Annotated in this window: 10 protein-coding genes and 1 pseudogene; 3 read left to right on the top strand and 8 right to left on the bottom strand. The window is 32.4% G+C overall.

Annotation, left to right across the window (positions count from 1 at the left end; translation table 11 throughout):
* Positions 1-29 precede the first annotated feature (29 nt).
* Both KA824_RS01105 and KA824_RS01100 read right to left on the bottom strand, forming a co-directional pair.
* Positions 30-1,454: an APC family permease gene (locus KA824_RS01105; protein WP_107386055.1), complete on the bottom strand. Its 1,425-nt coding sequence runs from the start codon at positions 1,452-1,454 to the stop codon at positions 30-32.
* Between the two features lie 293 nt (positions 1,455-1,747).
* The gene (locus KA824_RS01100; RefSeq protein WP_107384176.1) at positions 1,748-2,047 is read right to left on the bottom strand and encodes a hypothetical protein; all 300 of its coding nucleotides are present in this window, start codon (positions 2,045-2,047) and stop codon (positions 1,748-1,750) included.
* Positions 2,048-2,429: 382 nt separating this feature from the next.
* Between KA824_RS01100 and KA824_RS01095 the strand changes: the two genes are divergently transcribed.
* From KA824_RS01095 to KA824_RS01085, 3 genes are read left to right on the top strand one after another with little or no spacing between them, the layout of a single operon-like run.
* Positions 2,430-2,666 (top strand): FeoA family protein, encoded by a 237-nt coding sequence (locus KA824_RS01095; protein ID WP_040030384.1) that lies wholly within the window; start codon positions 2,430-2,432, stop codon positions 2,664-2,666.
* A complete protein-coding gene (feoB, locus tag KA824_RS01090) occupies positions 2,659-4,653 on the top strand; it encodes a ferrous iron transport protein B (protein WP_107384177.1) in 1,995 nt (664 codons plus the stop codon). The genes KA824_RS01095 and feoB overlap by 8 nt, the downstream gene beginning before the upstream one ends.
* A 12-nt stretch (positions 4,654-4,665) precedes the next feature.
* Complete coding sequence (locus KA824_RS01085; protein ID WP_107384178.1) at positions 4,666-4,815, top strand: FeoB-associated Cys-rich membrane protein; 150 nt, start codon at positions 4,666-4,668, stop codon at positions 4,813-4,815.
* A gap of 691 nt (positions 4,816-5,506) precedes the next feature.
* On the opposite strand, the pseudogene KA824_RS01080 reads toward KA824_RS01085, so the two are convergent.
* The 6 genes and pseudogenes from KA824_RS01080 to KA824_RS01055 form a co-directional block, all read right to left on the bottom strand.
* A pseudogene (locus KA824_RS01080) lies at positions 5,507-7,099 on the bottom strand (BCCT family transporter).
* 338 nt (positions 7,100-7,437) lie between these two features.
* On the bottom strand, positions 7,438-7,869 hold the full coding sequence (locus KA824_RS01075; protein ID WP_107385344.1) for a universal stress protein: 432 nt from the start codon (positions 7,867-7,869) through the stop codon (positions 7,438-7,440).
* Positions 7,870-8,276: 407 nt separating this feature from the next.
* Positions 8,277-9,635 (bottom strand): glycerol-3-phosphate transporter, encoded by a 1,359-nt coding sequence (gene glpT / locus KA824_RS01070; RefSeq protein WP_107386058.1) that lies wholly within the window; start codon positions 9,633-9,635, stop codon positions 8,277-8,279.
* A gap of 241 nt (positions 9,636-9,876) precedes the next feature.
* The gene (locus KA824_RS01065; protein WP_107385339.1) at positions 9,877-10,443 is read right to left on the bottom strand and encodes a helix-turn-helix transcriptional regulator; all 567 of its coding nucleotides are present in this window, start codon (positions 10,441-10,443) and stop codon (positions 9,877-9,879) included.
* A 266-nt stretch (positions 10,444-10,709) separates the two neighbouring features.
* A complete protein-coding gene (locus KA824_RS01060) occupies positions 10,710-12,170 on the bottom strand; it encodes a carbon starvation CstA family protein (protein WP_107505404.1) in 1,461 nt (486 codons plus the stop codon).
* Between the two features lie 264 nt (positions 12,171-12,434).
* Positions 12,435-13,271, bottom strand: coding sequence for a ParB/RepB/Spo0J family partition protein (locus KA824_RS01055; protein WP_040030046.1), 837 nt, complete (start codon positions 13,269-13,271; stop codon positions 12,435-12,437).
* Between the last annotated feature and the right edge of the window lie 10 nt (positions 13,272-13,281).

Genomic DNA, 13,281 nt, shown 5'->3' with positions numbered 1-13,281 from the left:
TTAAAGAGCGTTTTATTATCTTTAACATATTAATTTTTGATGTTTTTAAGATTTTTTAAAATATACAGTACATAATAAATGATGCCGATACAAAACCAAATCAATGTATAGATCTTAGCCTGACCACTTAATCCCCAGAACACAATAAACACACAAATAAATATAATCACTGGCATCACTGGGTAAAATGGCAATTTAAATGCTGGTTCTGGTAGGTCATGGCCTTCTCTTTTACGCAATGAAAAAATACCTACTGTAACAAACATAAACGCTACAAGCGCACCTGCTGAAATTAATTGTGCTAAAAAGCCAAATGGAAAAACAGAGCCAATAATAATTGCAACAATCGATAGTATGATTAATGCACGATTTGGTAAATTTTTATTATCTAATTTTCCTAACCAAGACGGTAAGATACCATCTCTACCAAACGAATAAAGCAAGCGAGAACCTGCCATCATCATACCAATTAAAGCAGTAAACATACCAATTACTGAGACTGCCTGCACTATGACCGCAACAGTACTATGTCCACTCATACGTAAAGCCCAACCTACTGGCTCAGCATTATTTTTATATTGCGCATAATCAAACATCCCCACTAATACAAGTGAAACGACGATAAACAATGTAACTGCAATCAGTAAAGAGCCCAAGATTCCTCGTGGCATTGTTTTTTGCGGATTAATCGCTTCACCAGAGTTTGAAGCAATAGAATCAAACCCAATATAAGCAACAAAAATGACAGAGCTACCTGCATATATACCCTGCCAGCCACCAAACGCGCCTGCTGCAGTTTCACGGTACTCTGGAATAAAAGGTATGTAATGACCAATATCAATGACTGATAAACCTACGATTATAAATAAGAGAATAGCCAATACTTTAAGTATCACGAGTGCATTTTGAACACGTGCCGCTTCTGACGTTCCTCTGTATAGCAATATCGCCGTTATAATCACCACGACAGCTGCTAATAAATCAATGATACCTCCGTCTGTACCAAGAGAGTTAGATAATGAATTAGGTAACGATATATGAAAAGGTTCTAGTAAACCTCTCAAATTAGCTGAAAATCCTGATGCTACAAAAGCTACAGCAATTAAATATTCAGCAATTAAAGCCCAACCTACAATCCATCCGAAAAATTCTCCAAACAATATGCTAATCCATGTATATGCTGATCCAGCAAAAGGCATAACAGATGCCATTTCTGCGTAAACAAATGCCACCAAAGCTGCTACAATAGCTGCTACTAAAAAGGACAAACTGACTGATGGACCTGTGTGATCAGCAGCTACAACACCAGGCAATGTAAAAATAGCAGTAGAAACAATTGTACCTACACCTAAAGCTAAAAAGTCTCTTATTCTTAACGTGCGCTCTAAATGAGCATCTTTGTTTTGAAATTTAGAAATATCTTCTTTTTTGAAGATTTGTTTTAAAAGATTCATTAATTTTCTCCTTGCTAATTATGTACAAACACGTATTACAGTATAGTGATTTTTAACTATAATGTACATATCCTTTTAAAAAAGATCTTTAATAAATTTATGATTATTTAGCTTATAACTATATTCGTTTAATGTTTGTTACTTCTAATGTTTTATACCTTAATATAGCGCACCCTAAGTCTTACCTATATTTAAATACAAAAAAGACTATCGATACAGCAGTTAAATAGCTTTATCAATAGTCTAATTGGTTAACCTTCAATCTTTATTGTCTTTGGTTACAAATACATTATTTATGATTTCATTCGGTTTAACACTTCTTGCTGAATTGTCTTTAATGCTTCATTATAGGCTTTATTCGTACTCTCCTGTGCATTTATAATTAAGAGATCAATCAATTCAGCATTATTTTTTTCACTCACTTCATGTTCAAATTGATGTAAATGTTCTTCAGATGTTTTCGCATTTTGCTTTTCAATTTGATAATATTGGTCAGCTCCCAAACCACCTTCTTCAATCATGACAGAAATCCCACTTGAGCGCGTTTCATTTAAACGTTTTACTTTTATGCGTTTATTATCACGGATAACCATTTGAATCCCTCCTATCTCAATATGTAAATCAATTTTAAAACACATATTTTATATAACGATTCATGATTCATATCCGAAGCTCAAAAATTTTGAACAACAGTCAATCATCAAACCATCTTTTGGACTAAGGTCATGTCATCTCATATTCAGGAAATTATTGTTTAACCTAAGTGTAATATTACATTGTATTTATATCAATTTCTTTGCTCATTTATTGGTCATTTATTTTTCAAAAGCAAAAAATTAACCCAATATATGTTACGTACAATAATGCTTAACAAAACATTCACAAAATTATATTAAATTTACTTCTATTATTTTTGATAAAATTGTATAATTGATAATGATTATTATTATCTCATTATAAGAAAGAGTGAGTTTTATGTTAAGCATAAAAAGTGGAGACTTAAAAAAGAATTACAAAATCAAAGAAATGAACATTAAAAATCAACACATGCGCCATCGATTAAATGCACTTGGTTTAGTGAATGGTACTAAATTAAAAATTAAGCAAAAGTGCCTGTTCAAGGGTCCTTGTATATTAGAAGTGAATGGTCAATGTTTAAGTATTCGTGGTTGTGATGCATGTCAGATTGAATTAGAGGAAGCCAATGACTAATAGTTATTGTATTTTAGGAAACCCTAACGTCGGTAAAACATCTTTATTTAATGCATTGACTGGCACATACGAATATGTAGGAAACTGGAGTGGCGTAACTGTAGAGAAAAAAGTAGGGCGCCTCAAACAACATGTTGGAGACCTAGTTGATTTACCAGGCATTTATGAATTGTCACCTATTTCTAAAGACGAAATGGTTGTGACGGATTATTTATTGAATAATTCATTTTCTGGAATGATTAATATTGTAGATGCAAGCCAATTAAAACGTAACTTACAACTAACCGTTCAACTCATGGAATTAGGTGCACCTTTAATTATTGGATTAAATATGGTTGATGTTGCTACAAAACGTGGTATTCGTATCAACCAACAAGCACTTATGAAAAAATTAAAATTGCCATTACTACCTATCATAGCAAGAAATGGCAAGGGGACGCATCAATTATTAGAATCTTTGAAAGACAATGGCTTATCAAAAAACAGACCATTGAAATTAAATTATGGTAAGAACATTGAAGATACGATATCACAAATTGAAGCACATTTAACATCAAGCACCTCTATTGATAAACATTTAAGACGCTTTATATCAATACAATTTTTATTAGAGAACCCAAAAATTTATGAATTCCTAGATGATACTGTTTTGAAAGAAATAACATTATTACGTCAAAATTTATCAGAAGAATTAGATAATTCTATACGTGATGAGATACAAGCAACACGCAATACATATATAGACAATATTTTAAAAGATACAGTTGAATATCCTGATGAGGAACGACAATATTTCACGCATCAGATAGATCGCATTTTAACAAATAAATATTTAGGCATCCCAATCTTTTTAATCATTATGTGGTTGATTTTCCACGTTACTTTCACTTGGATCGGTACACCTATATCCGACGCATTAGATGAATTTTTAGGTGGCACCTTTACGGATACGGTATCAAACTTGATGGATAAATTAGGTCTCGTTCCATTTTTACAAGATTTAATCAATGACGGTATTATTGCTGGTGTAGGTGCAGTACTTGTATTTGTGCCACAAATACTGGTGCTTTTCTTCTTTATTTCTCTTTTAGAAGACTCTGGTTATATGTCTCGTATTGCCATATTAATGGATCGAATTATGGAATACTTTGGTCTTAGTGGTAAATCTTTTATACCAATGATTATAGGATTTGGATGTAACGTGCCAAGTATTATGGCAGCACGTAGTATTGAAAGTGAGAAGGAAAGACTTACAACGATTTTGATTGCACCATTTATGTCTTGCTCTGCGAGATTACCCGTTTACGCATTGTTTGTAGGTGTGTTTTTTGAATCTCATCAGGCACTCATCGTCCTAAGCTTATATGTACTTGGTATTGTTGTGGCTTTATTAACAAGTGTACTATTAACGAAAACGGTATTAAAAAATGATGACTCTGTATTTATCGTCGAATTGCCTACTTATCGATTACCATCAGTCAAAACACTATGGAGAAGTACATGGGAAAAGGCTAAAGGTTTTGTTAAAAAAGCAGGAACATTTATCTTTGCTGGTTCGGTAATTATTTGGTTATTGAATTATACAGGTCCTGGCGGTTTCAATGTAGACGTTAATGATAGCTTTTTACACTCAATTGGAAGTTTCTTTGCTGTATTAGTTGCACCATTAGGTTTTGGTTCATGGCAAGCGGGTGCTACATTAATACCTGGATTCTTAGCAAAAGAAGTTATCGTTAGCTCGATGGCAATTATCTATGCATCAGACGAAGCTGGTCTTGTAAACATTATACAAAGTCATTTCACACCATTATCGGCATATTCGTTTATGATTTTCATCTTGTTATATATACCATGTTTATCTACAGTCGCAACCATTCGCAAAGAAACATATTCTCTTAAATGGACTGTACTGGCTGTAGCATATCCATTAATCACTGCATATTTACTTTCGTTTGTCTTTTATCAAATCGGATTATTATTTTATTAAGGATGTGATTTAATGACGATTATTATCAATGTAGTTATCTTTTTAGCTATTATTAGTTATGTTGTTTTTACATTATTCAACTTTTTCAAGAAAGCTAAAACTGGTAAATGTAACTCTTGTGGCTCTAAAAATGGGTGTCATACAGGAAAGAAAACATTATAACTACCTGTCACGTTAGATAAGTTCATCAATTTTTGTAAAAGTGACAGCATACTCAAATCTTTTCATAATGTTTGATTCACATCAAAAAGATAAAATAAGAAAGCGCTAAGTTTTGAAGTATTTGTAAAAACTTATGCTACTTTACAACTAAATACGCAGTTCTTTATTTATTATAATTTTAACTATAAAAAAGAAATAGGGAGATTACTATCCCTGATTCAAACATAAACGTCAATTTCTATTACAATGATAGGCATTGACGTTTGTTTTGTTGCTATAGAACATCGGTACTCATTGCGTGACTATATTTCATTGTAGCAATTTTGCATTGTACTGTTACTTGTGGAAATGACATGAGTGAGAGACTACAGGCTCGAGCCATATCCCCAGGCAAGCATGCATGATCAAAACCGTAAGTTTTTATATAAAATGAACTCATCCATCATGTGTAATAATACGAAGCTTTTTTCTATTGTATTAAAACACATCTTTTATAGAGATTTTGCATCGTGCAGACGCCCGGGGAAATGATATGAGCGAGAGACTACAGGCTCGAGCCATATCCCCAGGCAAGCATGCACGATCAAAATCGTAATATTTTCATATAAAAAGGACTAATCCGTTTGAAAACGAATTAGTCCTTTATTTTGAGATTGAGGTTTGTGTCTCAGATATTTCTTATATTTAATAATTATTCTGATTTGTTGGCGCCTCTATTTTCTGCAATTCTCGTATATTCTTCTAATCTATGTTTGTTTGGTGATAGTGTTAAACCTAAGAACTTACGCTCTTTATTGGCATCTTTATAGAAACTGACCATCATACAAAGAATGATGATAGAGAATGGTAAGGCGGTCATGATTGCCATGTTTTGAAGGGCATTTAATCCATTATCTCCACCTGAGAATAATAAGATAAATGCGATCAATGCTTGTGCAACACCCCAAACCACTTTAATCATTGCTGATGGGTTTAATGAACCAAATGTTGTTTGCATTCCTAATACGAATGTCGCTGAATCGGCTGACGTAATAAAGAACGTTGCTATTAAGAGCAATGTCACAATGGACAGTGCAAAGCCTAATGGTACTTCATTAAACACACCAAATAATGCAGTTTCTGGTGGCATATCAAATATTTTTGGATTGTCTTTTGCAGTTTCGATACCTAGAACACCGAATGCTGCAAACCAAACTAAACTTACAAGTACCGGTGCTAACATAACTCCAGATACGAACTCTCTAATTGAACGTCCTTTAGATACACGTGCAATAAATATACCAACAAATGGACTCCAACTAATCCACCAAGCTAATTGGAAGAAAGTCCATGATTTCATCCATTCATTTTTTTGTGGATCTAATGGTGCAGTATCAAACATGTTAAATAATAACGTATTCAAATATTCACCTGTTGAACTTGTTAACATGTTTAAGATTAAAACGGTTGGTCCTACAATAAAAATAAATAATAAGATTATGCCTGCTAAACCAATATTAGCATTACTTAAATATTGGATACCACGGCTTAATCCTGACCATGCACTAGCTAAGAATAAGATTGTAACAATTACAATAATAATACCTTGAGTCACAATATTATTCGGGATATCAAATAGGTAGTTTAGACCACCTGCAATTTGCATAGCGCCTAGACCTAAAGATACCGCTACACCACCGATAGTAGCGAAAATAGACACTACGTCAATAACTGTACCAAGCGGACCGTCTACTTTATTTCCGAAAATTGGACGTAATGTTTTTGAAATTAATGCAGGTTCATTTTTTCTAAATTGGAAGTAAGCTAACGCTAACGCAACAACACCATACACTGCCCATGCGTGGAAGCCCCATTGCATAAATGCACCTCTTAAAGCTTCTTTATAAGCATGTGCTGATTGTGGTTCTCCAGATGGTGGTGATACAAAGTGACTGATTGGTTCAGCTGCTCCCCAAAATACTAAACCAATTCCCATACCAGCACTAAATAGCATCGCAAACCATGAAATTGTGTTAAATTCTGGTTTATCTTCAGGTTTACCCAATTTCAATTTTCCGATTGGGCTAAATATCAAGAAGACACAGAAGAATATCATTAGAGCTACAATAACCATATAATACCAACCAAAGTATTCAGTAATCTAACCAGTAATATTTGTCCCTATTGAATTAAACTGATTTGGAAATATTGCACCTAACAATACAACTATTGCGGTAATAATAATACTATAAGTAAAAACAGAAGACAGTTTCTTCCCACTAGCATTATGTTGTTTATTTTCCAAAATTAGTAACCTCCCTTATAATTGAACATTAGGCAGAATAACAGACTTTATATATGAAAACAACAGCACTAACATTTGTTTTCATATATATATCGTTTGGCTAAAGCCGTCATAAAAGGATTACAAAACTAAACATAAAAATTCAATATTTCTATAAATATATTTATTAAAGTTGAATTCATTAACTTTAAAATAAACTTGTCCATGTTTTAATCTAAAAAATAAAAGACTAGAAAGTAATTTTAACCATTACATTCTAGTCTAAAATATGATGTTTTTACGCGGAAACATAACGCTCATCGCTACAATAAAAGCATTTCAATACTTTGACTTCAATATTATTTCACTATAAGTACTGGTATAGGACTTCTTTTAGCAACTTTATGTGTTACATCTCCAAGTACATGTTTGATATCTATACTTACTCGATGGTTACTCATTACAACTAAATCAAAATCGCCTACATCCATATCTCCAAAACTAATTCTCTCAAGTATGGTATCTTTTACAGGCCCAAATTCGATGGCTACTTTATAATTAATACCTTGCTCTTTTAATTTTTCAAGAAATGGAGTAAGTTCTTCTTCCTTTTCTTTAATGATATCTTCTTTATGTTTATTTTCATAACGTACACTCGCTAATAAATCATTTTCAGTCATGACATTATGAACAACTACAGTGGAATCTTCTCCAACTAATTTCGCTAAGTTCTCAGGAATGTTATCGAAATCATTTTCAAAAGAGTATGGTAGTAAAATATTTTTATACATAATAAATCACCTTTCTTAATTAAACTATTGCAAAACAGTCTCATGTAGTTTTGCTCGTTTAAATATATTTTTGGTGCCTTAATGCGTATTTTACTAGTGAAACAACTGAAGTATTGAGCAACTTTTTGCATTAAATCAATGATGTACCCATACCATAAAAATTTTTTAGTGTACTTACTTATTATTTAATTACCACAATTTTATATAAATTATTCATTAAATAACCATTATTAATGAAATATTTCATATTCAGCGTTTCAAAATACTTATAGCTTGTTGATTACATACACAAATAACACTCACAATAATGATTTCAAAAATAGATGTCGTTTATAAAAAATAGACATGACTATGAAATCAAAATCATTTCATTGATCTCATAGTCACGCCTTATAATGCTTGTTTTATTAATGTAATTGTTCTTGGCCTCGTTTATTCCAAGTTAAAATAAAGCTTAACATCGCTAAAATACTAATAACTGTTAATAAGACAAAACCAAAATCCCATCCAAAATGTTGTACGACAAAACCTAAAACAATATTTGCCATCACAGCACCAAATAAGTAACCAAATAAACCCGTTAGACCTGCAGCTGTTCCGGCTGCTTTTTTAGGTACATAATCTAATGCTTGTAAACCAATCAACATCACTGGCCCATAGATTAAAAATCCAATTGCAATTAATGATAAATTGTCCAACCATGCATGACCTGGTGGGTTTAACCAATAAATTAATACAAAGATTGTAACGCCAAGCATAAAGAAGAAACCTGCAGGACCACGGCGCCCTTTAAATACTTTATCGGAAATATAACCACAAAGTAGTGTACCTGGAATGCCTGCCCATTCGTAAAGGAAATAAGCCCAACCTGATTCACTTAAATTAAATTGCTTTTCTTCACTTAAATAAGTAGGTGCCCAATCTAACACACCATAACGTACAAAATAGACAAAAATATTAGCAAAAGCAATGGCCCATACCCATTTGTTATTTAATACATATTTAAACAATATCTCTTTTGTTGTTAACTCTGTTTCAAGTGTTTCATGTGACGTCGTTGAGTAATCTTTGTTAAAGCGTTCAATAGGAGGTAAACCTTGTGACTGAGGTGTATCTCTAATTAAACAATATGCAATAATTGCGATAACAATTGCCAGTAATCCTGGATATATAAATACGCCTTCAAATCCTCTTAAATAACCAAAATTATAAAGAGCAGTCATAGATATTCCCCAAGTTGCGATCGGTGCCATTAGTCCTCCACCAACATTATGAGCCACGTTCCAAATAGACGTTTTACTACCACGTTCACTAACACTAAACCAGTGCACAAGTACACGTCCTGATGGCGGCCATCCCATACCTTGAAACCATCCATTTAGAAATAACATAATAAACATGATTGTTATACTAGAAGTAAAAAATGGTACAAATCCTAATAGTAAATTAACAATTGCCGTAAGCATCAAACCTAAAGTTAAAAATACACGCGCATTACTGCGATCACTTACGGTTCCCATTACAAATTTACTAAATCCATAAGCGATTGAAATGGCTGATAGCGCAATACCAAGCTCTCCTTTACTGAAACCATCTTCAATTAATGAAGGCATCGCTAATGAAAAGTTTTTTCTCAGCAAATAGTAACCCGCATAACCGATAAAAATACCTAAAAAAACCTGTAACCGTAACTTTTTATATGTATCATCTACCTTTTCAGATGGTAAAGGATCCACATGTTTTGCTGGCTTTAAAAAACGAAACATACAATCACCCCTAAATTAGCAATTATTTTTTCTTAACATTTTATTTACAAATTATTTACTTAATATTAATATTTCCCAGTTAGTAAAGCAATACTATTATTAAGATTTGAATATTATTATTGTAAGAAATAATATTTACTAATGCGTGGGGTATACGATCGCAATAATCAAAGATTTCATAAATCAAACACCTCATAGTTATGATAAATCTTTAACTACAAGGTGTTATGAAAAGTAACTATTACAATACATCAAAAAAATGCATGCTTAATAGCACAATTATAATAAATAATCCGACACAAACTATAAAACTGTACATAAAAGTTACAGTATTACGCAATTTACTACTATAAACATCATTAGGGTCTTTCCCATGCATAAAAGCAACTATCCTGTCATACGTTTGTATTCTATACGATTTTTTTAAGGCTTCTACTTTAAATGATGCAATAATCATAGTTATTAAGAGTATAAGTTCAGCTGAAATCCATAATGTCGTCCAATAGTAGAGTGTTGGACCTGCTAAAATTGCGGATAATAACATAGGCCAAATCATTAAATGACTCCATAAATTAAATTTGCTCTGTTTTAACTTTTGTTCCATAATCTCTATGTCTCCTTTAACTAAATTATCTAAAGAAACTTGAAACAAAGAACTAAGCATTAACAAATTATGTATATCTGGATAACTTTTATCATTTTCCCAATTTGAAATTGTTTGTCGTGAAACATACAATTTTGCAGCTAATTCTTCTTGTGATAAATGGTCACGCTGTCTAAAAAATTTAATTTGATTACCTATGTTCATTTGCCAAGCTCCTTTAACTTGAGACTATAGTGTGATTCTATTTTAGACTACCAAATTGTATTGACATGCGCACATTTAATTATGCAAAAAGTTTTTGTCATATAGCTATAGCGTCTTTTTTAGACCTCCCTTAGACTTACAAGAAATAAGAGTAAGACCGCAACTAAATCATGTTTTTAATCACGTATCTTACTCCTATCATTATTATTATTTAATTAACCTGTATCATAGCGCTAAGAAATCAGTATCCCATCATAATTTTATATTTATGTCGCAGTTTGTTGTTGTTGATATGGTATAGGATGATCTAATTCAAATGAAGCACCTGCAGTAATTTTTTTATATTGATAAGTAAAGTAGCCAATCCATAAAATTGTAAATACAAATGCGAGGCCATAACTTAAATTAAGATCCAGACCTAAACCTATCTTCTGACTTAAAATATAAGTGAAAATATTCCAAGTCATAAAGACTGCTGGAATTGCTGCCACCCAAAAATTCTTTTTCGCGATAAGTAAGTACATTGCACCTACCCATAAAGCGACAACAGCTGTAGTTTGGTTTGCCCAAGAAAAATAGCGCCATAAAATGGTAAAGTCTACCTGAGTCAAACCAAAGCTTACGACAAATAATGGTGCAGCTACAATCACTCGTTTTAACATACTGCGCTGACCATAATTTAAATAATCAGCTATAATCATACGTGCACTACGGAAAGATGTATCACCACTTGTAATTGGTAAGACAATAACACCCAGTACTGCAATCGTACCAAACACAGAACCCAATAATAGATGTGATGCTTCACTTACAACAAGAGCCGCTTCCCCACGTGCTAAAACATCACTTAATCCACTATATCCATTAAATAAACTCATGCCTGCAGCTGCCCAAATCATTGCTATAATACCCTCTGCAATCATCATTCCATAGAATATGAAACGACCATTTTTCTCTTTGTTTGTCGTTCTCGAAATAATAGGCGTTTGTGTAGCATGAAAACCAGATAAAGCACCACAAGTAATTGTAAAAAATAGTAGTGGAAATATAGGAGCGCCATCTGGATGCATATTTTTCAAATTAATTTCAGGTATCGGTGCACCTGTTTGAATAAGACGGAAACCTATACCTACTGCACTAATTAATAGCAATGCACCGAAAATTGGATAAATGCGTCCAATGATTTTGTCTATAGGTAAAATTGTAGACAAAATATAATAAACAAAAATGACAAAGATAATGATGCCTAATGTGATTCGACCATCTAATAAATTATGTAGTAACAATGCCGGGCTTGTTACAAAAACTGTTCCAGTTAGCAATAATAATAAGATTGAAAAGATATTTACAAAGTGTTTCATGACCTGACCTAAAAATTTACCAGCAAGCTCCGGTAAATGTGCCCCTTTATTTCTAATTGAAATCATTCCAGTCAGATAATCATGTACTGCACCTGCAAAAATACATCCCACAACAATCCATATAAATGCTACAGGTCCATATAATGCCCCCATAATCGGTCCGAAAATCGGTCCTACACCTGCAATGTTCAATAGTTGAATGAGTGAATTTGATGATGTCTTCATAGGTAAATAATCGACATTATCACGTTGATTATATGCTGGTGTTGGTCTATCTTGTTTCGTGCCAAACATTTTGTCGATATACTTCCCATAAGTGAAATAACCTATAACTAATAAAATAATAGATACAATAAACGTTACCATTTTAACATCCCCCTTTAATAATATGTAAGCGTTTTCTTAATTTAATCACATATTTTATTATTCGACAATCCTGTAAATGTTTTTTATTTATTTATTTTTAATTTTTGGGGAATATAAAATAAAATATACTTTTAAAATAATCTTTACATTTAAATGATATCTGACTCATTAACACTTATAATAAATAAAAAAAGTACAACCTCATTTAAATTAAAACGAAGTTGTACTTTTTGAATAAGCGATATGTTCAATTAAACTCAACTGTTATTTTTTATAAAGCTTAATTTTTATTTCATAATAATCATCATGGTCTTTAGCTTGATGTTCAAACTTGATGCCACTTTTTTCAATTTCTTCTAAACTTTTGCCTACCGCTTCACGTGCATCTGTTAAGTCTTTTTCAAATGCAAAACTTTGCGCTTTCACTTTTTCAGGGCCGACTTTTTGTTTTACTCTAGCTTCAGTTTGTTTCACGTTTAACTTTTGGCTTATAATCGTTTCCACTAATGTTTCTTGATCTTCATCTGATAAACTTAGCATCGCACGTGCATGACGTTCTGTAACTTTGCCTTCACGTAAACGTTCTATCACTTTTGGCGCTAATTTTAATAATCTCAATTTATTTGCTATAAAACTTTGACTTTTACCTACACTTTTAGCTAATTCACTTTGTGTAGTATCACCTAGTTCTAAAAGTTTTTTATAGGCTTCTGCCTCTTCTACAACAGATAAATTTTCACGTTGGATATTTTCTATTAAAGCAACCACTGCAGTTTCTTCATCACCTAAATCTCTGATAATGACATCTGCGTATGTCTTATTCAACGATTGTAAGGCTCTAAATCTACGCTCTCCAGCAATAATTTCAAACATATCCTCTTCTATAGGACGTACTACAATCGGTTGTAACAATCCATGCTCATCTATTGATTCTGCGAGTTCTTTAATCTTATTTGGCTCAAATACTTGTCTTGGTTGATAACGATTTGGCACAATACGTTCAGTATGAATAGATTCAACACTATTATGATCCTCTTCTATATAACCAACAATGTCATCTTTATTTTTCAAACCAAATAATTTAGAAAAAGGTTTCTTCATATTTTATGCG

Origin of the sequence: Staphylococcus sp. GDY8P198P, from assembly GCF_017891615.1 — a bacterium.
Lineage (GTDB): Bacteria > Bacillota > Bacilli > Staphylococcales > Staphylococcaceae > Staphylococcus > Staphylococcus cohnii.
This window is presented reverse-complemented; position numbering and strand designations above follow the sequence as displayed.

Coding starts and splice junctions, on each gene's coding strand:
- KA824_RS01100 (WP_107384176.1), bottom strand. CDS start 2,047: ATGGTTATCCGTGATAATAAACGCATAAAAGTAAAACGTTTAAATGAA.
- KA824_RS01075 (WP_107385344.1), bottom strand. CDS start 7,869: ATGTATAAAAATATTTTACTACCATACTCTTTTGAAAATGATTTCGAT.
- KA824_RS01105 (WP_107386055.1), bottom strand. CDS start 1,454: ATGAATCTTTTAAAACAAATCTTCAAAAAAGAAGATATTTCTAAATTT.
- KA824_RS01055 (WP_040030046.1), bottom strand. CDS start 13,271: ATGAAGAAACCTTTTTCTAAATTATTTGGTTTGAAAAATAAAGATGAC.
- feoB (WP_107384177.1), top strand. CDS start 2,659: ATGACTAATAGTTATTGTATTTTAGGAAACCCTAACGTCGGTAAAACA.
- KA824_RS01095 (WP_040030384.1), top strand. CDS start 2,430: ATGTTAAGCATAAAAAGTGGAGACTTAAAAAAGAATTACAAAATCAAA.
- KA824_RS01065 (WP_107385339.1), bottom strand. CDS start 10,443: ATGAACATAGGTAATCAAATTAAATTTTTTAGACAGCGTGACCATTTA.
- KA824_RS01060 (WP_107505404.1), bottom strand. CDS start 12,170: ATGGTAACGTTTATTGTATCTATTATTTTATTAGTTATAGGTTATTTC.
- glpT (WP_107386058.1), bottom strand. CDS start 9,635: ATGTTTCGTTTTTTAAAGCCAGCAAAACATGTGGATCCTTTACCATCT.
- KA824_RS01085 (WP_107384178.1), top strand. CDS start 4,666: ATGACGATTATTATCAATGTAGTTATCTTTTTAGCTATTATTAGTTAT.